The organism is Pseudomonas violetae (assembly GCF_023072615.1).
GTDB lineage: Bacteria > Pseudomonadota > Gammaproteobacteria > Pseudomonadales > Pseudomonadaceae > Aquipseudomonas > Aquipseudomonas violetae.
Map to the genome: position 1 here is coordinate 21,115 of NZ_JAKNRW010000041.1, position 24,601 is coordinate 45,715.

Consider the following 24,601-nt stretch of genomic DNA (forward strand, 5'->3'; position numbering starts at 1 on the left):
TGAAAGGATCGCGCAATGTTTGAAAACTTAACCGACCGTCTCTCGCAGACGCTGCGCCATGTCACCGGCAAGGCCAAGCTGACTGAAGACAACATCAAGGACACCTTGCGTGAAGTGCGCATGGCGCTGCTCGAGGCCGACGTGGCCTTGCCGGTGGTCAAGGACTTCGTCAATGCGGTCAAGGAGCGTGCTGTCGGCACCGAGGTGTCGCGCAGCCTGACGCCGGGCCAGGCGTTCGTGAAGATTGTCCAGGCCGAACTCGAAAGCCTGATGGGTGCGGCCAACGAAGACTTGAACCTGAGCGCCGTGCCGCCAGCTATCGTGTTGATGGCCGGTTTGCAAGGTGCTGGTAAAACCACCACCGCCGGTAAACTTGCGCGCTTCCTTAAAGAGCGCAAGAAGAAGTCGGTCATGGTAGTGTCCGCGGACGTCTACCGCCCGGCGGCGATCAAGCAGCTGGAAATGCTCGCCGGTGAAGTGGGTGTGACCTTCTTTCCCTCCGACCTGAGCCAGAAGCCGGTCGAGATCGCGCAAGCAGCTATTAAAGAAGCAAAGCTTAAGTTCATTGATGTGGTCATCGTCGATACCGCCGGTCGCCTGCACATCGATGAAGAGATGATGGGCGAGATCAAGGCGCTGCACGCCGCGATCAACCCGGTGGAAACCCTGTTCGTGGTCGACGCGATGACCGGCCAGGACGCCGCAAACACCGCCAAGGCTTTTGGCGATGCATTGCCGCTGACCGGCGTGATCCTGACCAAAGTCGACGGCGACGCCCGTGGCGGTGCCGCACTGTCGGTTCGCGCCATCACCGGCAAGCCGATCAAGTTCATTGGTATGGGCGAGAAGAGCGAAGCGCTCGAGCCGTTCCACCCTGAGCGTATTGCTTCGCGTATTCTCGGCATGGGCGACGTGCTCAGCCTGATTGAGCAGGCCGAACAGACCCTCGACAAGGACAAGGCCGACAAGCTGGCCAAGAAGCTGAAGAAGGGCAAGGGTTTCGATCTCGAAGACTTCCGCGATCAGCTGCAACAGATGAAGAACATGGGTGGCCTCGGCGGCCTCATGGATAAGCTGCCGAGCATCGGTGGAGTGAACCTGGCGCAGATGGGCAACGCCCAGGGTGCGGCAGAGAAACAATTCAAGCAGATGGAAGCCATCATCAACTCCATGACCCCGGCCGAGCGCCGCGACCCTGAGCTCATCAGCGGTTCGCGCAAGCGCCGGATCGCCATGGGTTCCGGCACCCAGGTGCAGGACATCGGTCGCTTGATCAAGCAACACAAGCAGATGCAGAAGATGATGAAGAAATTCTCCGCCAAAGGCGGAATGGCCAAAATGATGCGCGGCATGGGCGGTATGTTGCCCGGCGGCGGCATGCCCAAGATGTAAAGAATCTGCGCAAGGGCTTGCCCTTGCGCTGCCCACAGCGATGTGGGATCAACAGCAAACCCGCACTTGGCGGGAGCTGACTGGCCGTTTTCAACGACGGCTCTATAGCAAATCTGCATGGCGTCCGATAGGCCGCCGGAAAAAGACATTTGCAAAAGTCCGGATATTCCTTAGAATATGCGGCCTTTCGGGCACCTATGCCCGCTGTGCCTTTAGATTTGCAGCACCGACTACAGGAACGATGTTCACATGCTAACAATCCGTCTTGCCCTTGGCGGCTCCAAAAAGCGCCCGTTTTACCACTTGACCGTAACCGACAGCCGCAACCCGCGCGACGGTTCGCACAAGGAACAGGTTGGTTTCTTCAACCCTGTTGCTCGTGGTCAAGAAGTCCGTCTGTCCGTGAACCAAGAGCGCGTAGCCTACTGGCTGAGCGTTGGTGCACAGCCTTCTGAGCGTGTTGCTCAGTTGCTGAAGGACTCGGCTAAGGCTGCGGCCTGAGCAATATGAACGCGACGCCTGCTGTTGCTGATGATTTGATCGTTATCGGCAAGATCTACTCTGTTCATGGCGTTCGCGGCGAAGTGAAGGTGTATTCCTTTACTGATCCGACTGAAAACCTGTTGCAGTACAAAACCTGGACGCTCAAGCGCGAAGGCATTGTGAAACAGGTTGAGCTGGTCAGTGGACGCGGGAACGACAAGTTCCTGGTCGCAAAGCTCAAAGGTCTTGATGACCGTGAAGAAGCTCGTCTTCTGGCCGGTTATGAGATCTGTGTGCCGCGCAACCTGTTCCCTGAATTGACCGACGGCGAGTACTACTGGTACCAGCTCGAAGGTCTGAAGGTTATTGATCAACTGGGGCAATTGCTCGGGAAAATCGATCATCTTCTGGAAACCGGCGCCAATGATGTAATGGTGGTCAAGCCTTGCGCTGGCAGCCTGGATGATCGCGAACGCCTGTTGCCCTATACGGAGCAATGTGTGTTGGCAGTCGACCTCGCAGCAGGCGAGATGAAGGTGGAATGGGATGCGGACTTCTAAGCGTGGCTAATTTGCGCGTAGAAGTGATCAGTTTGTTTCCCGAGATGTTCTCCGCCATCAGCGAGTACGGCATCACCAGTCGTGCGGTGAAACAGGGGCTGTTGCAGCTTACCTGTTGGAATCCGCGAGACTACACGACGGATCGACATCACACTGTGGACGACCGCCCATTTGGCGGTGGCCCAGGCATGGTGATGAAGATCAAGCCCCTGGAAGATGCTCTGGTTCAGGCCAAGGCAGCAGCCGGGGAGGCGGCGAAGGTGATTTACCTGTCCCCCCAAGGCCGTCAACTGACACAGTCGGCGGTACGCGAGTTGGCGAATTCGGATGCATTGATCCTGATTGCCGGCCGCTATGAAGGCATTGACGAGCGTTTTATAGATGCTTATGTCGATGAAGAGTGGTCGATTGGCGACTATGTACTGTCTGGCGGCGAGCTGCCGGCAATGGTCCTGATCGATGCGGTTACACGACTGCTGCCTGGAGCTTTAGGGCATGCGGACTCCGCCGAGGAAGATTCCTTTACGGATGGTTTGCTGGATTGCCCGCACTACACCCGACCTGAGGTGTATGCGGATCAGCGTGTTCCCGACGTGTTGCTAAGTGGCAATCACGCGCATATCCGGCGTTGGCGTTTACAGCAGTCCCTTGGTAGGACCTTTGAACGACGCGCCGATCTTCTGGAAAGCCGCTCGCTTTCTGGAGAAGAGAAGAAGCTGCTCGAGGAATACATCCGCGAGCGGGACGATAGTTAACAACGTATCGATGGTAAGTCCGTTGATTTACCTTAGGAGCACAGCATGACTAACAAAATCATCCTTGCACTCGAAGCAGAGCAGATGACCAAAGAGATCCCTACCTTTGCCCCGGGCGACACCATTGTCGTTCAGGTGAAAGTGAAGGAAGGCGACCGTTCTCGTCTGCAAGCGTTCGAAGGTGTTGTTATCGCCAAGCGTAACCGCGGCGTAAACAGTGCTTTCACCGTTCGTAAAATCTCCAACGGTGTTGGCGTAGAGCGTACTTTCCAGACCTACAGCCCGCAAATCGACAGCATGGCCGTTAAACGTCGCGGTGACGTACGTAAAGCCAAGCTGTACTACCTGCGTGACCTGTCCGGTAAAGCAGCTCGCATCAAGGAAAAACTGGCTTAAGTCCAGCTTCCGATGCAAAAAAAAGCAGCCTGCGGGCTGCTTTTTTGTTGCCTGCGATTTATCTTCCCTGACCTTACTGACGGTCTTGCATGAGCCTTTATGCCCGCCATCGAACATCCATTGATAGATCAATTTCTCGACGCGTTGTGGCTGGAGAAAGGCTTGTCGGATAACACACGCGATGCTTATCGCAGTGACCTGGCCTTGTTCAACGGCTGGCTGCAGGAGAAAGGGCTGGAGTTAATCAACGCCGGACGCGAGTTGATCCTCGATCACCTGGCCTGGCGCCTGGAACAAAACTACAAGCCACGATCCACCGCGCGGTTTCTCTCGGGAGTGCGTGGCTTTTATCGTTACTTGCTGCGGGAAAAATTGATCGCTGTCGATCCGACCCTGCGCATCGACATGCCGCAACTCGGCAGGCCGCTGCCCAAATCCCTGTCGGAGGCAGACGTCGAGGCGCTGCTGAAGGCGCCGGACCTGAGCGAAGCCATCGGCCAGCGCGACCGTGCCATGCTCGAGGTGCTATATGCCTGCGGATTGCGGGTGACGGAGCTGATCAGCCTGACCCTGGAGCAGGTCAACCTGCGCCAAGGCGTGCTGCGGGTGATGGGCAAAGGCAGCAAGGAGAGGCTGGTACCGATGGGGGAGGAGGCGATTGTCTGGGTCGAGCGTTACATGCGCGATGCTCGTAGCCAGTTGCTCGGCGGGCGTCCCAGCGATGTCATGTTCCCCAGTCTGCGCGGCGAGCAGATGACCCGCCAGACGTTCTGGCACCGCATCAAGCACCAGGCCAAGGTCGCCGGTATCGGCAAGTCGCTGTCGCCGCACACCCTGCGTCACGCCTTCGCTACGCACCTGCTCAACCACGGCGCCGACCTGCGGGTGGTGCAGATGTTGCTCGGCCACAGCGACCTGTCGACCACCCAGATCTACACCCATGTCGCCCGCGCCCGCCTGCAGGACCTGCACGCCAAACACCACCCGCGCGGCTGAGCACCAAGCCCGCTCCCGCAGGAATGAATCCCCACAGGGCATTGTGTCCGGCAGGGGGTGTGGTCCGTAAAGTCTTGCGACACCCGCATTCGGCCCCGTAGCCCTTATGTGATAGGCTTTGCCGGTTTGAACGGTGGGCGGTTGTGACCCGGTGCTTCGGCACGGGCGTTCTGATCGTCCCATTTGTCCGCCTTCAGGAGTTCTCATGCGTCTGACCCAAATTATCGCCGCCGCAGCCATTGCGTTGGTCAGTACCTTTGCCGTCGCCGATGACGCGGCCGACAAAGCCATTCGTAAAAGCCTGGAGAACCTCCAGCTTGAGGTTCCGGTAGAAAGCATTTCCGCCAGCCCCCTGCCAGGCCTGTACGAAGTCAGGCTGCAAGGCAGCCGGGTGCTCTATGCCAGCGCCGATGGCCAGTACGTGGTACAGGGCTACCTGTTCCAGCTCAAGGACGGTAAACCGGTCAACCTGACCGAGAAGACCGAGCGCCTGGGCGTTTCCAAGCTGGTCAACGCCATTCCGGTCGCTGAGACCGTGGTCTACCCGGCCATCGGCGAAACCAAGTCGCACATCACCGTATTCACCGACACCACCTGCCCGTACTGCCACAAGCTGCACGCCGAAGTGCCTGAGCTGAACAAGCGTGGCATCGAAGTGCGCTACGTCGCGTTCCCGCGCCAGGGCCTGGGCTCGCCGGGCGATGAACAGCTGCAGGCGGTGTGGTGCTCCAAGGACAAGAAAGCGGCCATGGATAAAATGGTCGACGGCAAGGAAATCAAGGCCGCCAAGTGCGAGAACCCGGTTTCCAAGCAGTTCGCCCTCGGTCAGTCGATCGGCGTGAACGGTACACCGGCCATCGTTTTGGCTGATGGTCAGGTCATTCCGGGCTACCAGCCTGCGCCACAAGTCGCCAAACTGGCGCTTGGCGCGAAGTAAATTCGCATCGTCACGGTCAGCCTTTGACGATCATGGCCTGGCGGCGGTTTCGCCGGGCCATTAATAGAGAACCGCGAGCATGCGGTTGTTTTCACGGCCGACCTTGCGTCGGCCGTTTTATGGGGAGTTCACAGTGAAACCGGTCAAAGTAGGCATCTGTGGGTTAGGAACCGTCGGTGGCGGTACCTTCAACGTACTTCAGCGCAACGCCGAGGAAATTGCTCGTCGTGCCGGGCGTGGAATCGAAGTGGCACAAATTGCCATGCGCACGCCAAAGCCTCAGTTCCAAACGACCGGTATTGCGATTACCAACGATGTCTTCGAAGTGGCCACGAACCCTGAGATCGACATCGTCATAGAGCTGGTGGGCGGCTACACCGTTGCCCGTGAGCTGGTACTCAAGGCCATCGAGAATGGCAAGCATGTGGTCACCGCGAACAAGGCACTGATCGCCGTTCACGGTAATGAGATTTTCGCCAAGGCACGCGAGAAGGGCGTGATCGTTGCGTTCGAAGCGGCTGTGGCCGGTGGCATTCCAGTGATCAAGGCGATCCGCGAAGGCCTGTCCGCCAACCGTATCAACTGGGTCGCCGGTATCATCAACGGCACCGGCAACTTCATTCTCACGGAAATGCGCGAGAAGGGTCGCACCTTCGAAGATGTGCTCGCCGAGGCGCAAGCACTGGGTTATGCCGAAGCCGATCCGACCTTCGATGTCGAAGGCATCGATGCAGCCCACAAGCTGACGATCCTGGCATCCATCGCGTTCGGCATTCCGCTGCAATTCGACAAGGCCTACACCGAAGGCATCACCAAGCTAACCACTGCTGACGTGAACTACGCCGAAGCGCTGGGCTACCGCATCAAGCACCTGGGTGTCGCGCGCAGCACTGCCGCCGGTATCGAGTTGCGCGTGCACCCGACGCTGATTCCGGCCGATCGCCTGATCGCCAACGTCAACGGGGTGATGAACGCCGTGATGGTCAACGGTGATGCTGCCGGTTCGACCCTGTTCTATGGCGCTGGCGCCGGCATGGAGCCGACCGCTTCGTCGGTGATCGCCGACCTGGTAGACGTGGTTCGCGCGATGACCTCCGACCCGGAGAATCGCGTGCCGCACCTGGCCTTCCAGCCGGACTCGCTGTCCGCCCACCCGATCCTGCCGATCGAAGCCTGCGAAAGTGCCTACTACCTGCGGATTCAGGCCAAGGACCACCCGGGTGTGCTGGCCCAGGTGGCGAGCATCCTGTCGGAGCGGGGCATCAACATCGAGTCGATCATGCAGAAGGAAGTCGAGGAGCATGACGGCCTGGTGCCGATGATCCTGCTGACCCACCGTGTGCTGGAACAGCACATGAACGATGCGATCGCTGCCCTGGAAGCCCTGGCGGGCGTGGTGGGTCCGGTTGTACGGATCCGAGTCGAGCACCTGAACTAAGCCGTTATCGTTCACCGGGCTCGCGAGCGGGCCCGGGTTTGCGAACACTGTCTATTGGAGCCAGTCATGCGTTATATCAGTACCCGCGGCCAGGCACCGGCCCTGAATTTCGAAGACGTCCTGCTGGCCGGTCTCGCCACCGACGGCGGTCTGTACGTCCCGGAAAACCTGCCACGTTTCACCCAGGAAGAAATCGCCTCCTGGGCCGGCCTGCCGTACCACGAACTGGCCTTCCGGGTGATGCGCCCGTTCGTGACCGGCAGCATCCCCGATGCCGATTTCAAAAAGATTCTCGAAGAAACTTACGGCGTGTTCTCGCACAGTGCCGTCGCGCCGCTGCGTCAACTGAACGGCAACGAGTGGGTGCTGGAGCTGTTCCACGGCCCGACCCTGGCGTTCAAGGACTTCGCCCTGCAACTGCTCGGCCGTCTGCTCGACTACGTGCTGGAAAAACGCGGTGAGCGCGTGGTCATCGTCGGCGCGACTTCCGGCGACACCGGCTCGGCCGCCATCGAAGGCTGCAAGCACTGCGAAAACGTCGACATCTTCATCCTGCACCCGCACAACCGCGTGTCCGAAGTGCAGCGTCGGCAGATGACGACCATCTTCGGCGAGAACATCCACAACATCGCCATCGAAGGCAACTTCGACGACTGCCAGGAAATGGTCAAGGCCAGCTTTGCCGACCAGAGCTTCCTCAAGGGCACTCGCCTGGTGGCCGTGAACTCGATCAACTGGGCGCGGATCATGGCCCAGATCGTTTACTACTTCCACGCGTCCCTGCAACTGGGCGGGCCGGCTCGTTCGGTGTCGTTCTCGGTGCCGACCGGCAACTTCGGCGACATCTTCGCCGGTTACCTGGCGCGCAACATGGGCCTGCCGATCAACCAATTGATCGTCGCCACCAACCGCAACGACATCCTGCACCGCTTCATGAGCGGCAACCAGTACGTCAAGGAAACCCTGCACGCAACGCTGTCGCCATCAATGGACATCATGGTGTCGTCGAACTTCGAACGCCTGCTGTTCGACCTGCACGGTCGTAACGGCGCGGCGATCGCCGGTTTGATGGACAGCTTCAAGCAAGGTGGCGGTTTCAGCGTCGAAGAAGAACGCTGGACCGAAGCGCGCAAACTGTTCGACTCCCTGGCCGTTGATGACGCACAAACCTGCGAAACCATTGCCGAAGTCTACGAACAGACCGGCGAGCTGCTCGACCCGCACACGGCGATCGGCGTCAAGGCCGCCCGCGAATGCCGTCGCAGCCTGGACATTCCGATGGTGATCCTGGGCACCGCCCACCCGGTTAAATTCCCGGATGCGGTGGAGAAGGCCGGTGTTGGCAAGGCGCTGGAGCTCCCTGTGCACCTCACCGACCTGTTCGAGCGCGATGAGCGCTGCACCGTCCTGCCAAACGACCTGAAAGCCGTCCAGGCATTCGTCAGCCAGCGTGGCAATCGCGGTAAACCGCTGTAAGCGTCAAAGCTGTCACCTGAAAGAGCCCGTCTTCTGACGTAATGCTGTTCACTTAAGACATCTTGAGCCGAGTGAGATACCTGTGGCGAGGGAGCTTGCTCCCGTTGGACTGCGCAGCAGTCCCCTGCTTTTCAGGTAGAGAGTGGGGCCGCTTCGCGGCCCCGCGGGAGCAAGCTCCCTCGCCACAGGGTCAGATTTGCGCTTATTTGAACACCATTACGTCTTCTGACGGGCTTTTTCGTTTGATCTATTAGAGCTTACCAACTGCCATAAGGAATCCCGTAATGCTCGATGTAGCGTTGGGTTTTCTCACCGATTTTGTACGCATATCGGCCGTCATTTTTCCCTTGGCTTGGACCCAAGGGTTCGATCTCCGCTTGTGCACGAGCGATTTTGATTGCGTCATAACAACTGTCGCTCGCCCACACCTGCACTATGCCGCCGGGTGCCAAGCCCATGATCAACGAGGCGTGGTAGCGGTATCGTTGGGTTTTCGGGCAGCGTTGATCGGTTGACACACGCATGACCTCGCGTCCCTCTTCCGGAATATCCACCCAGGCCCTGTAGGTCTGCGCCTCGACGACCGACTGCCAGCGAACAAAAATTCTTTTGGGCAGTGCGGCACCGGTTACAGGCTCGATTGACCCTCCGAGAATGCGCGGCCAGCCTCGGGCGGACTCCGTACCGTCCTCAGGAGCGTCAGTACCGACCGCCCCTCCTCCTGAGCGCGGGAAGTGTTTACCGTTGATGTCCTCGACAACCCGTAGCTCTACTTCCCCGAGCATGTACGGCGGTCCCTTGAAAGCAATGCTCCACCAGAGCGACTGTGGGTTCTCCTTACCATACGAATGACAGCCGCTGCAGAGCATTAGACTTACAAGGGTGATCAATTTTTTCATTTATCCCTGGCCCCGATGTGTCACATGCGGATGCTGCACGCGCATCCCATCTGCAGTAGGGGCGTTGATGTAGAGCAGCGTGGCCTCGCGATGTCCGGTTTTATCCAGAGGGTGATTCCAGTGTGCAGAGGTGTGGATGTAATGCAGCCTGAGCATGTCTTGCTCTTCAGCTGTTACACGGTAGTCGCCAGCGATAAACCTGTCGCATAGCGGTTGAAGTTCTGCTGGTATCTGGTACTGGGGGGTGTCGGGAATTTCGTCGAGGCGCACGCCTTTCTGCTTGGCCAGCGCATGCATTACCCGCAGATAGACTCGCGACAGTTCGCCTCGCACTGAACGACTGAGCTGCAAGGCGGCGTAGACCCGCTCCTCCTGAGCGCCAAGTCGGTCTCTAGGATTCTGCGGCAAAAGCCTTGGCGGTGGAGTGACGACCGCCAGCATGGCGGGCGGCCAGCCTTCAGCGATCATTACGGCTCTATGCTGCAGCGCATCGCGATAGATTGAGGTGGTTCTCACATCCGTGCCCTTTGGTACGGTCAGTCCTTGCATCGGGCTCATCAGTACTCGTTCATGAGCTTCAACGAGATAGCCTCCACCGATATCCGAATGCACTCCGGGTAGTTCGATTTCAGGATGGTCCGGCTTGATCCTGCTCAGCGGGAAATTGACCCGGTACTCGTTGCAGGCCACCAAATGGACCACGTTGGTGAACTGGGATCGAGCCAGATACAGGCGTAATCCGGGAGCTACTGGACTTTTGATATTGGCGAAATTGTCGAGACCGGCGATCGAGGCCACAGTATCAAACAACCCGATAAACGCGACATGGATGTCACGGTTGAACTGGCCCAAGAAGTGACGACCAAATCCGTTTGCGTTGCTGGATAAAACCTCTTCCAACAATCCTCTCTTTCCAAGTGCCAGTTCGTTAGCAAAGTGTCGGGCTGCTGCTGCGCCTCGGCTGAAGCCTACTGTGTCGAAAGTTAAAGAGTTGATTTCACCGCCCGGGTTTTCTTTGATTACGGCCTCTACAAGGCTGCTGATGAAGTGAAGGCTCTGTTGTACCCTGCTGACGACTCCAGTATGGCCTCGCCCAATCCCCGAGCCTATCAGGCTGTCTTTCCCACCGGTTATTGTGCCAATGCCGTCTATGTAGAGCTTGCGTTGCACTGCCTTGCTTCGACCCTCATTGCCCATAACATCCAATTGGGTGTATCTGTCGAAAAGCTTGGCTACATTAGTCGCCTCATTCCCATAACTACTATCCGGATCACTCATATACGGCTTGCAGCTGGCATCAATATCATCCGGCTTGATGGCATGGTGAGCTCCACAAGCCATTCCCAATGCCGTGTTATCGGCATTGTTGCCAGTGCCGTCGAAAAACACCCCGATGCGCAGGGCGATCCCGATTTTGGTTGGAGCGGGCTGTTGCTCCATAAATCCCGATGGGTAGGGAGAGGCGGGTGCTTGCGTCGTTGATTGTTGAGCCGGTTGCCGAGTGGGTTGTTCAGAGGGCGCTCGGGCCGTGTTGGGCCCGGGGTCACGTCTTGGCTCGTAGCTGCCTTCAGACGTTGAAGGGATCAGTCGCGCCCGACACGGACAACTGCTGACACTATCCAGCGATCCTGCGACCAGCCTTCCGTGGCTCTGCATGAACGAAATCCCACCCACGATCTTGTAGATTTCGTCGTTCTTTCCGCAGGAAACCCGATCACCTTCACTGGCATGGGCGAAGCCAAACATCCTGACGCGGGTATCGGCTTCGAGAACCTCGCCGCCACACGTGGTCTTGTCTCCCTTGCGGATAAAGTAGCCTTCGGGCATGGCTGAACTCCCTGTACTGGGCGCCCTGAAGTAATGGGCGCGCACTCGGTTTAATGAGGTGCGCCGACCGATGAATGAGTCGGGCCAGTGCAAAGTACATGGGCGAAGGGGGGATAAAATGCGTGCAGCAGCAAAGCAGAAATTTCCCACAGAGGTTTGGGAAAGTGCCATCAGAAACAGGCCTTATGTTGGTGTTTTTATCCTGTCATCTTCCCCATGCATGCTTCATCAACCCGAGACGTCGACGCCCCTGCAGTTACCATTCAGAACTTTCTTCTGAGGCCGGTGGTCATTTACTGTAGAACTGCCCCAGGCACTTTGTTTTCGGACTAATGAGTGGTGATCGATTTGGAAAGTATCAGTCTATTGCTCGGAGAGGCTCTGAGCCCGTATCAAGTCACGCTGGCCCCGTCGGGTGTCCATGGTGAATGCCTCGTGACCCTGAAGAGTTCGACCGGCGCCATCGTGGTCGAACGGGCTTTCAGCCAGGCTCAGTTGAGCGACAAGCGCCTGCTCACGGATGTAGTCGACGGTTTGCGTCGAGACCTGATGATCGCCGAAGGCCGTCTGGAACCCTGTGTCATCGCGGCTTTGCGCAACGCAGCACAGGACAAGCTGCTCGCCAGTCGAAATTGAATCGCATCCTGCGGGAACCTAATCCCGGGATCGCCAGTCAGAATATGTGACGGCAGGATCAAGCATTGTGCTCCGGTGCTTGGCGCTTGCTGTTACGGGTCTTTATGTAGGCCACGTTTAACCCCGAGTCGTCTCCCCACGTCCCGGGGTTTCTTTTTGCCTGCGATTTGTCACGGCTGCGCTTGGTGCTCGAAAAACTCTCGAGTGTCCTTGAGGTAATCGCTGCGCATTGGCGGGTCGAGCCAGTCGGCGTAGAGCGGGTCGAGTTGGTCCCGCGGCAGTGTGCGCAACAACTGGTTGATCGCTCCGATCGCCTGTTTGCCCTGTGCCGTGTTGGAACAGCCGATATGCCCTGACAGGTATTGATCCGTACCCTTGATTGGCAGGAACCTCAGTTGGTCGTCGGTAATCTGTGCCCGGTTGGCCAGGTAGCGGATTTCCGGCGAGTACCCCAGGACCACCTGCAGGCGACCCAGGCGCTGCATCTGCAGCAGGCTGCCGAGGGCTTTGTTGCCATGGTGGGCGGTCACGGCCGAGGGTGGCGCCTGTTTGAGCAGTGCGTCGATGCGCTGGCCGTAACTGCGCTCGGCGACGATGCCGATTTTGGTTCGGCCACTGGCCAGGAGCGCCGCCAGATCGATTTCACCGTCGCTGACAAACTCATCCACCACTCCATGATCAGTCTGGCGAACGACCAGGCCGTTGCTGATCGCGCGGAAGGCCGGGAGTGAAAAGGTGATCCACTGCGCTCGCTCCCTGGTCCAGGCCAGAGCGGGGTCGCAGGTAAACGATTCTTCCTGGAGCATCTGAATGCCGCGAGCGCGATTGACTCGCATCAGTACGTGGTCATATTGCGGCATGCCGGCGATCAACAGCGGCAACATCTGATCAATGATCCCCTGGCCCTTTTTCGGTCCCTCGAAGATCATTGTCGGCGGAAGATCGCGCAGCAGCCAGATCAGCGTTTCCCTGGCCTGCGCCAGATTGGGCGATACCAACCCGGCCAATAGCGCGAGCGCCGCCAGGGCAAGGCGGTTGTACAGGGCTGATGGCAACAGGCGTTTCAGCTTAAATGGCCCCGTCTGCACGCAGTTTGGCGATCTGGGCCTGGTCGTAGCCAAGGTCGTTGAGTACTTGCGAGTTGTGTTCGCCCAGTTGCGGGCCGACCCATTCCGAGGATCCCGGGGTCTCGGAAAGTTTCGGTACGATCCCCGGCATTTTGAAGTCCTTGCCGTCCGGCAATTTGGCCTGGAGAAACATTTCCCGGGCCAGGTATTGCGGGTCAGCGAACATGTCTTCGGCACTGAAGATTCGGCTGGCCGGTACTTCGGCCTGATTCAATTGCTCGATGATGGCGTCCAGTGGCAGCGAGTTGGCCCAGCGATCGATCACCCCGTAGAGCTCGTCGCGCCGGGTGTCGCGCCCGTCGTTACTGGCGAGGGCAGGATCATTTGCCAGGTCTACGCGGCCGATGATCAGCATGAAGCGCTTGAAGATCGCATCGCCATTGGCGCCGATCTGCACGTGCTTACCGTCGGCGCTGGTGTGGATCGAGGAGGGCGTGATGCCCGGCATGATGTTGCCGGTACGTTCGCGGATAAAGCCGAACACGTCGAACTCCGGCACCATGCTTTCCATCATGGCAAAGATCGCTTCATACAATGCAACGTCCACGACCTGGCCCTGGCCACCGTTGACCTCACGATGACGCAAAGCCATCAGCGCGCCGATAACGCCCCAAAGGGCGGCGATCGAGTCACCAATGGAAATACCGGTGCGCACGGGGGGGCGATCCTCGAAGCCGGTGATGTAGCGCAGGCCACCCATGGACTCGCCGACCGCACCAAACCCCGGCTGATCTTTCATCGGCCCGGTCTGGCCGAATCCCGACAGTCGTACCATCACCAGCTTGGGGTTCAGGGCATGCAGGACGTCCCAGCCCAGGCCGAGCTTTTCCAGGACGCCGGGGCGGAAGTTCTCGATCAGGATGTCTGCTTCGCCGAGCAGTTTTTTTAGGATGGCCAGACCCTCAGGGTGCTTGAGGTTCAGGGTCAGGGATTTTTTGTTACGCGCCTGGACGAACCACCATAGCGAAGTGCCTTCATAGATTTTGCGCCATTTGCGCAATGGATCACCGCCATCGGGTGATTCGACCTTGATCACCTCGGCGCCGAACTCGCCGCAAATCCGCGACGCAAAGGGCCCGGCGATCAGGGTGCCCAATTCGATGACTTTCAGACCTGAGAGCGGTTTTGCGGTGAACGGCATGCTGGATCCTGTAGGACAAAGGCTGGCTGGTAGAGCGTTTTAGCATAGCCCGGCGTCAGTCGCCCAAGGTTCATCGCTACAATTCGTTGATTGGTGGTCGCATCGGTTAGACTTGCCGCCTTTCCTCGTATCAAGAAGCCCGTTCATGGCCCAGCCGTCCACGACCTACAAGTTTGAACTGAACCTCACCGACCTCGACCGCAGCGTCTACGAGAGCGTGAAGCAGACCATTGCCCGGCACCCTTCGGAAACCGAAGAGCGCATGACCGTGCGGCTACTGGCCTACGCCTTCTGGTACAACGAGCAGCTGTCTTTCGGTCGCGGTCTGTCGGACGTAGACGAACCTGCCCTGTGGGAAAAGAGCCTGGACGATCGCGTTCTGCACTGGATCGAAGTCGGCCAGCCGGACGCCGATCGCCTGACCTGGTGCTCGCGTCGCACCGAGCGCACCAGCCTGCTGGCCTACGGCAGCCTGCGGGTCTGGGAAACCAAGGTGATCCCGGCGATCAAGAACCTGAAAAACGTGCACATTGCTGCGGTGCCCCAGGAAGTCCTGGAAACCCTGGCCAAGGACATGCCCCGCGTGATCAAGTGGGACGTGATGATCAGCGAAGGGACCATTTTTGTGACCGACGACCGTGGTCAGCACGAAGTCCAGCTGCAGTGGCTGAGCGGCGAACGCGGCTGATCGGCTTACGCCTGTCGCGATAAACAGTATTTTCCTACGTATTCAAGAGAAGCCCCCGTCACCCCATGCGCATCGAACCTCGCCAGCTGCCCGACATCCTGCCTTTCCTCGGTGATATCCCACCCCTGTTGACCCGCTTGTACGCGGCACGGGGCGTGCAGTCCGAGGCTGAACTGGACAAGAGCCTGGCGCGGCTGATTCCGTTCCAGCAACTCAAGGGCATCGACGCTGCGGTGGACCTGTTGGTGACCGCCCTGGAGCAGCGCCAGCGCATCCTGATCGTTGGCGACTTCGATGCCGATGGCGCCACCGCCAGCACTGTGGGCGTCCTGGGTTTGCGCCTGCTGGGCGCTGCCCACGTCGACTATCTGGTGCCCAACCGTTTCGAATACGGCTACGGACTGACGCCGGAAATCGTCGAAGTGGCGTTGACCCGCACGCCACAGTTGCTGATCACCGTGGACAACGGCATCTCCAGCGTTGAAGGCGTCGCGGCAGCGAAAAAGGCCGGGCTGCAGGTGTTGGTCACCGATCACCACTTGCCGGGCGATGAGCTGCCGCTGGCGGATGCCATCGTCAATCCGAACCAGCCGGGTTGTACGTTTCCGAGCAAGGCGCTGGCCGGTGTCGGGGTGATTTTCTACGTGTTGATGGCCTTGCGTGCGCGATTGCGCGACCTCGGCTGGTATGTGGCCAAGCCGCAGCCGAACATCGGTGAGTTGCTGGACCTGGTGGCGCTGGGCAGCGTCGCCGACGTGGTGCCTCTGGATGCCAATAACCGGATCCTGGTGCATCAGGGCCTCGAGCGGATTCGCGCAGGGCGCGCCCGGCCCGGGATCAAGGCGATTCTTGAAGTGGCCAAGCGTGACCATGCGCGCATCACCTCCACCGATCTCGGTTTCATCGTCGGCCCACGCTTGAACGCGGCGGGGCGCCTGGATGACATGAGCCTGGGCATCGAATGCCTGCTGACCGACAGCCAGGCCCTGGCCCGGGAAATGGCAGTGCAGCTCGACGGCATGAACCAGGATCGCAAATCCATCGAGCAGGGCATGCAACGTGAGGCGCTGGCCCAGCTCAAGGATTTGCCGGTCGAGTCCATGCCGTTCGGTTTGTGCCTATTCGATCCCGAGTGGCACCAGGGCGTGATCGGCATCCTCGCGTCGCGGATGAAGGAGCGCTATTTCCGGCCGACCATCGCCTTTGCCGATGCCGGCGATGGCCTGCTCAAGGGCTCGGGGCGCTCCGTGCAGGGCTTTCATATCCGTGATGCCCTGAGCGTGGTGGCGGCGCAGCATCCGACGCTGATCAGCAAATATGGCGGCCATGCCATGGCGGCGGGCCTGACCCTGCCGGAAGCGAATTTCCCATTGTTCGCCGAAGCGTTCGACGCTGAAGTGCGCCGACAACTACGCGAAGAAGACCTGACCGGCCGCCTGCTGTCGGACGGTACCCTGGCGGTCGAGGAGTTTCACCTGGAACTGGCGCGGGCCTTGCGTCACGCCGGCCCTTGGGGCCAACATTTCCCCGAGCCGCTGTTCCATGGGGTGTTCCAGCTGGTGGAACAGCGCGTGGTCGGTGAGCGTCACCTCAAAGTGGTGCTCAGGAGCGAGTGCGGTTCGGTGAAGCTCGATGGCATCGCCTTCGGGATCGATCGCGACATCTGGCCCAATCCGACCATCAAGTGGGTGGAGCTTGCTTACAAACTTGACCTCAACGAATTCCGTGGCAACGAAACCGTGCAATTGATGATTGCCCATATCGAACCGCGTTAGGCCCGTGTGGGAGCGGGCTTGCTCGCGAAGGCGATCTTTCTGGCCCCCATTCCATCTGAACCCTCCCCGATCCCCTGTTGTCGACTAGGCTCTAAGCACTGCTTGATTTTCCTTGTGACGTCTTGTCGAATTTTTTACCCGCGGGGGCGGGTTCTGCATCTTTTTACTGTCACTCGTCGACTTTCAAACAGAACCCTGGAGCCTGCCCACTGATTCGAGAGGTGCCCCATGAGTCTGCTGCTTGAACCCTACACGCTGCGTCAGCTAACCCTGCTCAACCGCATCGCGGTATCACCCATGTGCCAGTACTCCAGCGTCGATGGCCTGGCCAATGACTGGCATCTGGTTCACCTTGGCAGCCGTGCGGTTGGCGGCGCGGGCCTGATTTTTACCGAAGCCACGGCCGTCACCGCCGATGGTCGCATCACCGCTGAGGACCTCGGCCTGTGGAATGACGAACAGATCGAACCCCTGCAACCCATTACCCGCTTTATCGCCGCCCAGGGCGCGGTGGCAGGCATTCAGCTGGCACATGCCGGGCGCAAGGCCAGCACGTTTCGGCCGTGGCTTGGCAAGCATGGCAGCGTCAAGGTGGAGGATGGCGGCTGGGTGCCTGTTGGCCCGTCGCCAATCGCTTTCGACCCGCAACACACCCAACCCACGCAGCTGGATGAGGGGGCGATAGCTGACATCATCCAGGCCTTTGTCGACTCGGCAAAGCGCGCCCTGGTGGCCGGGTTTAAAGTGGTAGAGGTGCATGCTGCACATGGTTACCTGCTGCATCAATTCCTCTCGCCGCTGAGTAATCAGCGCCGGGATCAATACGGCGGTTCGTTCGAGAATCGCATCCGTCTGGTCCTGCAGGTGACTGAAGCGGTAAGGGCGGTGTGGCCCGAAGAGTTGCCGCTGTTTGTGCGAGTGTCGGCGACTGACTGGGTAGAGGATGGCTGGAACCCTGATGAAACTGTCGAGCTGGCGCGTCGTCTGCAGACATTGGGGGTGGACCTTATCGACGTGTCCTCGGGCGGTACGGCAGTCAATGCGGAAATTCCGATCGGCCCTGGTTATCAGACCCGCTTTGCCGAGCGGGTGCGCAAGGAGTCAGGCATCGCCACGGGAACCGTAGGAATGATTACCGAGCCTGCGCAGGCTGAGCACATTCTGCGCACGTGCCAGGCGGATATCATTTTCCTGGCGCGGGAGCTGTTGCGTGATCCGTACTGGCCGTTGCATGCCGATGATGATTTGGGTGGGCGCAAGGCCGTCTGGCCGGCGCAGTATCAGCGAGCGACGCATCGGGACCAGCCGATTCATGAGGCGGATTTGCGCGATTGAGCGAAGCTGTGAAGTGTCCCTGTGGGAGCAAGCTTTGCTCCCACAGGGACGGCGTGAGTACGGACGCCGATTAATCTCAGGTGTACTTGCGTTTGTCAGGCGCAGGTGGAAAGTATTGGTATAACCAGGTCTCGCTCAAGGTCCGGTCATGGGTGCGGATGAACAACCGCAGCTCTACCGGCTCCACGCTGTCATTGGTCGGGTACCAGTCAAAGATAATGCGATAACCCTTGATGTCATCCAGCACCAGCACGTTGAAGTCCTTCACCTCGCCATTCGAACACGTCACCACCGGCTCGATTCCGGTACCCTCCGGCAAGCGATCCAGACCGCCGCCATTGAAGTCCACCGCAAACCGTCGCGCCCAGACTTCCGGATAATGCTCGCCCGGCGCCCAGCCCTCGGTGAAGCCGCCCATGCCCGAACGTGTGGCGTTGACTCGCGCCAGTGGCGTGCCTACCGGTGGTAGGGCGCTCCAGTAGAGCTTGTAGCCGTAGTTCAGCGAGTCCCCGGCCACCACCGGTTTTTTCGGCGTCCAGAAGGCGACAATGTTATCCAGAGTCTCGCCGGTCGTAGGAATTTCCAGCAAATCGATAGAGCCTTCGCCCCATGCGGTTGTAGGTTCTACCCACAGGCTTGGACGCTTGCTGTACCAGTCGACAGTGTCCTGGTAACTGGCGAACTCGTGATCGGTTTGCACCAGGCCGAAGCCCTTGGGGTCGGTGTCGGCGAACGCGTTGAATTGCAGGGTCGCCGGATTGTTCAGCGGCCGGCAGATCCACTCGCCATTTCCGCGCCACATGGCCAGTCGATCGGAGTCGTGGATCTGCGGATGAATGGTGTCGCACATGCGCCGCTCATGGGTGCCACAGCTGAACATGCTGGTCATCGGTGCGATACCCAGTTGTTCGATGGCGGTTCTGGCGTTGATGTGCGCGTCGACGGCCATCACCACCTGGCTGGCCTGGCAATCGATATCGAATCGATAGGCACCGGTGGCGCTTGGGGAGTCCAGCAGGGCGTAGACCACAAAGCGGGTGCTGTTCTTATCCGGCGTCTCGAACCAGAACTTGGTGAAGTCGGGGAACTCCTCGCGCTTTTTGGCGTAGGTATCAATCGCTAGGCCGCGCGCCGACAAGCCGTACTGGCCGGTCGCGTCAACCGCGCGGAAATAGCTGGCGCCGAGGAATGACAACACGTCGTGGCGGTCCAGCTCGGGTGCCTTGAACAACTTGAATCCGGAGAAACCCAAGTCACCCTTGAGCTGTTGGGTGTCGACCGTGGTTTTCTCGTAGTTGAACAGGGAAGGGCGGAAATGCACTTCGCGGGACAGGCGCGTCTTGGGTTCGACGCTGTACATGCGCACGGGCTGCTTGAACCCCATGCCGACGTGGAAGAACTGCACGTCGAGCTGACCGTTGAGATCATTCCACAAGGAGTGATCAGCGTCGTAACGAATCGCATTGAAATTTTGCGGCGTCATGGTCGCCAGGGTCGGCGGCAGCACCTGCTTGGTGTCCTTGTAGCGATTGCCGGCAAGTTGCTTGGCCTGGATCTTCAGTGCCTCGAAGTCGAATGCCTGGGCATCGCCATCGGCCGTGCCATTGGCAGCCCAGGCCCGGGATGCCAGCAGTCCGGTGGCGGACAGGCCTGTGTAGGCCGCAATGGCCATGGACGCTTTGAGCAAATTCCTGCGGTGCATAAGTAAACCTGTCGTGAACAATCCCGCGCCGTTCCTGGCACGTACTGGATCAAAAATGAGGTTCGGACATGCCTTCGGCCAAACACAACGGACTCTAAACAGATGCCAATTAGCTTAAACGGTTCGGGAGCAGAGAAAAATTGATGGATGGCATTAGGACAGTTCGGCAATGAAACAAGAAATGTCGAGTAACTTTTCTGACGGGCCGTTCTGAATTTGAGGGCATTTCTGCTTTTTTCGACTAATTACTCTAAAAACCCCTTTTCAGCGCCGATTAACTTTCTATTCTAAGGGCATGACCGGTTTCTGCCCTTCAGGCCGGTGGCTGCACGATTGGATAGGGGCGATGGTATTTAGGTTTTCTCTGACATATGGAAGGACATCGTCCATGGCGAAAGTACAAGGCATTACCGAAATGTTAGGAATATTTCCTTGCTTCAATGTCAGTCGTCGAAGGCGTCGATTGAGTTCGGATGAAATGAAATTGGTGGAGCAATACCGCGACCTGTCGGAGAGCGACCGGATCGCCATGCGCTATCTGGTGGACGCGATGCGGACTGTGTCGCGGTTTTGACGAGGCAGGGATCGGCCGTAACGAGAGTTGCGGCCGAATCCTCCTACCCATAGATAATATTCCGACGATCAGCGGCGGTTGCGTCTCAAGTACTAGGTATTACTTTCCAGTGGTTGCTAATATTTCGGGAGCGCGACATGACGACGACAATGACAAGCAGGGGCAGGTAACGATTCCAAAGCCAATCCGTGGCGCACTGTGTCTTCTGCCAGGTTCGGCTATCGAGTTCAGTGTTAACGCCCAAGGTGAAGTGGTACTGCATCGTTGCAGGCAAAAAGCCGATCCTGCCAAATCAGTCTCTCCGGACCGGTTTGAGGCGGCACGCGGGAAAGCGATATCAAATGGAGAACGGATGATTTGATGGCATTGCTGCGAGGTGATGATTGATTATTCTGGTCGATACGCATGTGTTGATTGACGTACTGGAAGATGATCCTGTTTGGGCTGAATGGTCTATTCACCAGCGACGAGCTCAATCCCAACTCCATGAGCTCACCATTAATCCTATTATTTACGCCGAGTTGTCGCAGACTTTTTCTACATTAGAAAAATTGCCTTTACTGACTCGTGATGCCAGGCGATATCGCAATTATGTTCCTTCGGTGGAGCTGATAGTTCCCGTGTAACGCCTGTAGATTTCCACGGACAGCAGAGCAGATGCCATCCGTGGACTTTCAAATCCTGATTGACTACCCGACTTCCCCCACCGCTCGATACGCCTCATCAATCGCCGCATGCGCATACGCGCTCCATGCTGCGTCCGAGTTGGCGATGCTGACTCGACCCACTGGCTGACGCGCCAGGTTCATCAGTTTTTCGCTTTCATCCGCATCGTCATACAGACTGTTGGAGAAATAGGCGTAGCCGTGGGACCAGCGATTTACGGTGATCGCCAGGATGTCAGTCTGGTGGTTGAAGCCGCCGGGGCCGAGCATGCGTTGCAGTTGATCGCGCAACTGCGCTTCCAGTTGTTCGAACGACTGGCCGTACAGCCGACCACGGCCGGCCCGTGCCTGGTCGCGGGCGTTCATGCCGCTATTGGGGCTGGTGGGGACGTAGACCATGTGCAGCCCGATGGGTTGTTTCGGGTCGCGCGGATGGTCGTAGCCGCCCATGCTGACCGGATAATCGAGCTTGATACGGCTGTAGGGTTGGGTCGCGGCATAGATTTCATGCACGCCCAGCTTCTGGAACGCCTCCCAGTTGCGGATCACGACCTTGGTGTAGACCAGTGGGAATTTCACGTTCTGGCTCAGCGCGTGAGACTGCTCCGCAGGCAGGTCCCGTAGCAGGTACGGGATGACCATGTTGTAGCAGGCCATGATGCAATGTTTGCCGCGTACCTGGCTGAGTTGACCGCCACGGCTGTAGCCGACGTTCACGCCACTGCCCACGTTGCGCACGCTAACCACCGTGCTGTTGAGGCGAATGCGCACTGCAGCCTTGGGTTGATCGAGCCTGGCGTAGTCGAATGGGGCGAGGACCACATCGTCCATTGTGTGTCCCGGTGCGACTGACGGGATCAGGCTGCGCACCAGCAGGCGGGCGAGTGACGCGTTGCCGTCGGGGAAATGGTAGATGTAGGGCTCTTCCATTTCCGCCTGGGCTTCTTCGCTGATGGGCTCCAGATTCATTGCGCTAAAGCCTGGGAAGCCGACCGAGTAAGCGTCGCAAGCAGCGACGGCGTCGATACTCAGGGCCATGAAATCATTGGTGCGACTCTGGAAGTACTTCACCGCCTGGGCTGACAGTCCTACGTCCTTGAGCAGGAAATCCTGGTAACTGGTGGCTTCCAGGTGCGCGGTTTTCTCCTCGGTGGTCTTGCCGGCCAGATAGTCCTTGGGCGTCATGTGCAGCGCAATCAGCGCCTGTCGATCCTCTTGCGGCAGCGGGAAATCGTTGATGAAGTCGGTAATGGAACGGGCGTGCAGCTGATCAGGGGCGATGTCGTCAGCCACCATCGGCGTTGGATCGCCGCTGACCAGTTTGTCTTCGCCGAAGTTTTCCTTGTCGAAGAACACTGCGCGGGACAAGCCCAGGTCGGGATAGAACTGACGGTCGAAGGCGGTCTCGAAGCGCTTGATGTCGACACCGAGTTTTTTCAGCAGGCCGTTCACTTCCTGGCTATACAAATGATTCGGCGACTGGAAGGCTTCGCTGCCGCCGTAGCCGATGATTGTGCGACCACCGGCCGAGAATTCGTTGCGTTTGGCGTGACCGCCAAAGTCATCGTGGTTTTCCAGAATCAGGATGCGTGCTTTCGGATGTTTCTCTCGGTAGAACCAGGCGGCTGACAGACCGCTGAGGCCGCCCCCTACTACCACCAGGTCGTATTCCTCGGTGATTGGCAGCTTATCTGTGTCGAAGACCTTTTTCTCCCAGCCCATCTGGTGGGCAATTTCGAAGGAGCCGACGTGGCTGCCGCGCAGGCCGGTGAGGGCCGGCGGGTAATAGCGTCCATCGGGGGCTGCCTGGAGAATCTGCAGTGGCGTCATGCCGGCAGCAATGGTGACTGCAACGCCGTTGAGGAAGTCGCGGCGGGAGATGTCCATGTTTAATCCTTGTTGGTTTTCATAAATCGCCCCGGTACCCGCTCAGGTGCCGGGGCGAGAGCCGTTACCGGCTGACTTTCCAGGCGTCGCCTGCAGGCGCGGTGCCGTGGTCGTAGGGTTTGGCGAGGCACATGTACAGCAGGCCCAGGCCGATGACGATGGCGGTGCTCAATACCATGGCGTAGTTGACGTACCAAACCGCATCCGGGGTGCGTGGCCAGGCCATGTTGATGATGGCGGCGACACCATAGACCAGCGCGCCGATATTGACCGCCCAGCCCCACGCGCCCAGGGTGAATTTGCCGCTCGGCTTCCAGCCCTTCATGCGAGCATAAAGCGCAGCCAACACGATCATCTGGAAGGCCAGGTAGATACCGATTGCCGCGAAGCTGACGATCGTGGCCACCGCATCCTGCAGGAAAAAGCCCAGCACGATGATAAGCGCAGGCAGGACACCGGATACGAACAGCGCAGCAACTGGCACCTGGGTGGTAGGAGAAATCTTCTTCAGCAGTGAACTGCCGATGACCATTTCATCCCGCGCGTAGGAGTACAGCAGGCGACTCGCCGCTGCTTGCAGGCTGATGACGCAGGAGATGAAGGAAATCATCACCACGCCCATGACCACTTTCGAGCCCACTGGGCCGAAGGCGTTGTTGAGGATGGTGGTGACCGGGTCCTTATCGGTGCCGTCGATGACCGCCTGCATGTCGGGCACGGCGAGAATCAGTGCCAGACAGGCAAACATTGCCGCGATGCCACCGATGTAGATGGTCATGCGCATGGCTACAGGGATCTGCTTGCTCGGGTTCGGAGTTTCTTCGGCGACATCGCCGCAGGCCTCGAAGCCGTAATACAGGAACATCCCCGCTAGCGAGGCGGTGAGGAAGGCCGGCAGGTAAGAGCCGTTGATACTGATGTCGAAGGTGTTGAACAACACGCTGAGCGGTTGATGGCGCTCGAACACCAGTAGGTACACACCTACGATCACCGCGCCGACCAGCTCACACAGGAAACCGAACATGGCGATGCGCGCCAGCACTTTGGTGCCGCTGAGATTGACCAGGGTGGCGAACAGCGTCAGCACCAGTGCAATGATGATGTTGGTGTTGTTGCTGGGTTCAAAGCCGAGCATTGCCGCCAGGTAAGGGCCGGCACCGACTGCCACCGCAGCGATGGTTACGCACAGGGCGATAGAGTAGATCCAGCCGACCATCCACGCCCAGCGCTTACCCACCAGACGACGCGCCCATGGGTAGACGCCGCCGGAAATGGGGAATTGCGAGACCACTTCACCGAAGATCAGGCACACCAGCAACTGGCCGCAACCGACCAGCAGGTAGGCCCAGAACATCGGTGGCCCGCCGGCGGCGAGGCACAGGCCGAACAGGGTATAAACCCCTACGACCGGGGACAGATAAGTGAAGCCCAGGGCGAAGTTTTCCCACAGGCTCATGCTGCGATTGAAGTTGGAGGTGTAACCCAGTTTGCGTAGCTGCTCGGCATCGCTGTCGACGGCTGTGGGGAGATCGGTTGATGCACTCATGGTTTGTTAGCTCCGGAAAATCGGCAGATTTCGGATGTCCGAAACCGTGGCGCGGCTGTGGCGGTACGCCCGGTTCGGTAATTGTTGTTTTGGTTTGTAGGGTGTGACGCCTGGTGGTGCAGGGTGCCGGTTTCTGCCTTGAAACCGAGGTGACGCCATCGCTGGCAAGCCAGCTCCCACAGGATTTGTGGTTGACCACAGAGTTGGGTACGCCCCAACCCTTGTGGGAGCTGGCTTGCCAGCGATGCTTTTTAGTGCTTGAACATCACATGCCGCACCACGGTGTAGTCCTCCAGCCCATACATCGACATGTCCTTGCCGTACCCGGACAATTTCTGACCGCCATGGGGCATTTCGCTGACCAGC

Annotated in this window: 23 protein-coding genes; 16 read left to right on the top strand and 7 right to left on the bottom strand. The window is 58.8% G+C overall.

Annotated elements, in window-relative coordinates; genetic code table 11:
• Positions 1 to 15: 15 nt before the first annotated feature.
• The 9 genes from ffh to thrC all read left to right on the top strand — a co-directional run bounded on the left by ffh (position 16) and on the right by thrC (position 8,433).
• Positions 16 to 1,392 (top strand): signal recognition particle protein, encoded by a 1,377-nt coding sequence (ffh, locus tag L9059_RS26885; protein WP_247293929.1) that lies wholly within the window; start codon positions 16 to 18, stop codon positions 1,390 to 1,392.
• 249 nt (positions 1,393 to 1,641) lie between these two features.
• Entirely contained in the window at positions 1,642 to 1,893 is a 252-nt protein-coding gene (gene rpsP, locus L9059_RS26890; RefSeq protein WP_045059142.1) for a 30S ribosomal protein S16, read from the top strand.
• A 5-nt stretch (positions 1,894 to 1,898) separates the two neighbouring features.
• Positions 1,899 to 2,435 carry a ribosome maturation factor RimM gene (gene rimM, locus L9059_RS26895; protein WP_247293930.1) on the top strand — a complete coding sequence of 179 codons (537 nt, stop codon included), beginning with the start codon at positions 1,899 to 1,901 and terminating at the stop codon, positions 2,433 to 2,435.
• A complete protein-coding gene (trmD, locus tag L9059_RS26900; RefSeq protein ID WP_247293931.1) occupies positions 2,417 to 3,190 on the top strand; it encodes a tRNA (guanosine(37)-N1)-methyltransferase TrmD in 774 nt (257 codons plus the stop codon). Before rimM ends, trmD begins: the two co-directional genes overlap by 19 nt.
• A 45-nt stretch (positions 3,191 to 3,235) precedes the next feature.
• Complete coding sequence (gene rplS, locus L9059_RS26905; protein WP_003175895.1) at positions 3,236 to 3,586, top strand: 50S ribosomal protein L19; 351 nt, start codon at positions 3,236 to 3,238, stop codon at positions 3,584 to 3,586.
• A gap of 99 nt (positions 3,587 to 3,685) precedes the next feature.
• On the top strand, positions 3,686 to 4,582 hold the full coding sequence (gene xerD, locus L9059_RS26910; protein WP_247293932.1) for a site-specific tyrosine recombinase XerD: 897 nt from the start codon (positions 3,686 to 3,688) through the stop codon (positions 4,580 to 4,582).
• 205 nt (positions 4,583 to 4,787) lie between these two features.
• Entirely contained in the window at positions 4,788 to 5,519 is a 732-nt protein-coding gene (gene dsbC, locus L9059_RS26915) for a bifunctional protein-disulfide isomerase/oxidoreductase DsbC (RefSeq protein ID WP_247293933.1), read from the top strand.
• Between the two features lie 133 nt (positions 5,520 to 5,652).
• Complete coding sequence (locus L9059_RS26920) at positions 5,653 to 6,957, top strand: homoserine dehydrogenase (protein ID WP_247293957.1); 1,305 nt, start codon at positions 5,653 to 5,655, stop codon at positions 6,955 to 6,957.
• A gap of 66 nt (positions 6,958 to 7,023) precedes the next feature.
• Entirely contained in the window at positions 7,024 to 8,433 is a 1,410-nt protein-coding gene (gene thrC, locus L9059_RS26925; protein ID WP_247293934.1) for a threonine synthase, read from the top strand.
• A 257-nt stretch (positions 8,434 to 8,690) separates the two neighbouring features.
• On the opposite strand, the gene L9059_RS26930 is transcribed toward thrC, so the two are convergent.
• Together L9059_RS26930 and L9059_RS26935 are read right to left on the bottom strand one after the other, a co-directional pair.
• Positions 8,691 to 9,332 carry a DUF2931 family protein gene (locus tag L9059_RS26930; RefSeq protein ID WP_247293936.1) on the bottom strand — a complete coding sequence of 214 codons (642 nt, stop codon included), beginning with the start codon at positions 9,330 to 9,332 and terminating at the stop codon, positions 8,691 to 8,693.
• On the bottom strand, positions 9,333 to 11,159 hold the full coding sequence (locus L9059_RS26935; RefSeq protein ID WP_247293937.1) for a phospholipase effector Tle1 domain-containing protein: 1,827 nt from the start codon (positions 11,157 to 11,159) through the stop codon (positions 9,333 to 9,335).
• A 348-nt stretch (positions 11,160 to 11,507) separates the two neighbouring features.
• Between L9059_RS26935 and L9059_RS26940 the strand changes: the two genes are divergently transcribed.
• On the top strand, positions 11,508 to 11,795 hold the full coding sequence (locus L9059_RS26940; RefSeq protein WP_247293939.1) for a DUF3509 domain-containing protein: 288 nt from the start codon (positions 11,508 to 11,510) through the stop codon (positions 11,793 to 11,795).
• A 170-nt stretch (positions 11,796 to 11,965) separates the two neighbouring features.
• Here L9059_RS26940 and L9059_RS26945 read toward each other — a convergent pair whose 3' ends face one another.
• Both L9059_RS26945 and L9059_RS26950 read right to left on the bottom strand, forming a co-directional pair.
• Positions 11,966 to 12,883 (bottom strand): TIGR02285 family protein, encoded by a 918-nt coding sequence (locus L9059_RS26945; protein ID WP_247293941.1) that lies wholly within the window; start codon positions 12,881 to 12,883, stop codon positions 11,966 to 11,968.
• Entirely contained in the window at positions 12,864 to 14,063 is a 1,200-nt protein-coding gene (locus L9059_RS26950; protein ID WP_247293944.1) for a CaiB/BaiF CoA transferase family protein, read from the bottom strand. Before L9059_RS26950 ends, L9059_RS26945 begins: the two co-directional genes overlap by 20 nt.
• Before the next feature lie 145 nt (positions 14,064 to 14,208).
• Here L9059_RS26950 and L9059_RS26955 point away from each other — a divergent pair, with 145 nt between their 5' ends.
• From L9059_RS26955 to L9059_RS26965, 3 genes are all read left to right on the top strand, one after another.
• Entirely contained in the window at positions 14,209 to 14,751 is a 543-nt protein-coding gene (locus tag L9059_RS26955) for a YaeQ family protein (protein WP_007897614.1), read from the top strand.
• Between the two features lie 65 nt (positions 14,752 to 14,816).
• The gene (recJ, locus tag L9059_RS26960) at positions 14,817 to 16,526 is read left to right on the top strand and encodes a single-stranded-DNA-specific exonuclease RecJ (protein WP_247293946.1); all 1,710 of its coding nucleotides are present in this window, start codon (positions 14,817 to 14,819) and stop codon (positions 16,524 to 16,526) included.
• 228 nt (positions 16,527 to 16,754) lie between these two features.
• On the top strand, positions 16,755 to 17,861 hold the full coding sequence (locus L9059_RS26965) for an NADH:flavin oxidoreductase/NADH oxidase (RefSeq protein ID WP_247293948.1): 1,107 nt from the start codon (positions 16,755 to 16,757) through the stop codon (positions 17,859 to 17,861).
• A 76-nt stretch (positions 17,862 to 17,937) separates the two neighbouring features.
• On the opposite strand, the gene L9059_RS26970 is transcribed toward L9059_RS26965, so the two are convergent.
• Positions 17,938 to 19,563 (bottom strand): glucan biosynthesis protein D, encoded by a 1,626-nt coding sequence (locus L9059_RS26970; protein ID WP_247293950.1) that lies wholly within the window; start codon positions 19,561 to 19,563, stop codon positions 17,938 to 17,940.
• Between the two features lie 388 nt (positions 19,564 to 19,951).
• Between L9059_RS26970 and L9059_RS26975 the strand changes: the two genes are divergently transcribed.
• The 3 genes from L9059_RS26975 (at position 19,952) to L9059_RS26980 (ending at position 20,763) form a co-directional block, all read left to right on the top strand.
• Positions 19,952 to 20,137: a hypothetical protein gene (locus tag L9059_RS26975; RefSeq protein WP_045061012.1), complete on the top strand. Its 186-nt coding sequence runs from the start codon at positions 19,952 to 19,954 to the stop codon at positions 20,135 to 20,137.
• 109 nt (positions 20,138 to 20,246) lie between these two features.
• Entirely contained in the window at positions 20,247 to 20,498 is a 252-nt protein-coding gene (locus L9059_RS31135) for an AbrB/MazE/SpoVT family DNA-binding domain-containing protein (RefSeq protein ID WP_428480304.1), read from the top strand.
• A gap of 22 nt (positions 20,499 to 20,520) precedes the next feature.
• On the top strand, positions 20,521 to 20,763 hold the full coding sequence (locus L9059_RS26980; RefSeq protein ID WP_247293952.1) for a hypothetical protein: 243 nt from the start codon (positions 20,521 to 20,523) through the stop codon (positions 20,761 to 20,763).
• 63 nt (positions 20,764 to 20,826) lie between these two features.
• On the opposite strand, the gene L9059_RS26985 is transcribed toward L9059_RS26980, so the two are convergent.
• Complete coding sequence (locus L9059_RS26985) at positions 20,827 to 22,689, bottom strand: NAD(P)-binding protein (RefSeq protein ID WP_247293954.1); 1,863 nt, start codon at positions 22,687 to 22,689, stop codon at positions 20,827 to 20,829.
• 64 nt (positions 22,690 to 22,753) lie between these two features.
• Complete coding sequence (locus L9059_RS26990; RefSeq protein WP_247293956.1) at positions 22,754 to 24,235, bottom strand: APC family permease; 1,482 nt, start codon at positions 24,233 to 24,235, stop codon at positions 22,754 to 22,756.
• Positions 24,236 to 24,601: the final 366 nt, after the last annotated feature.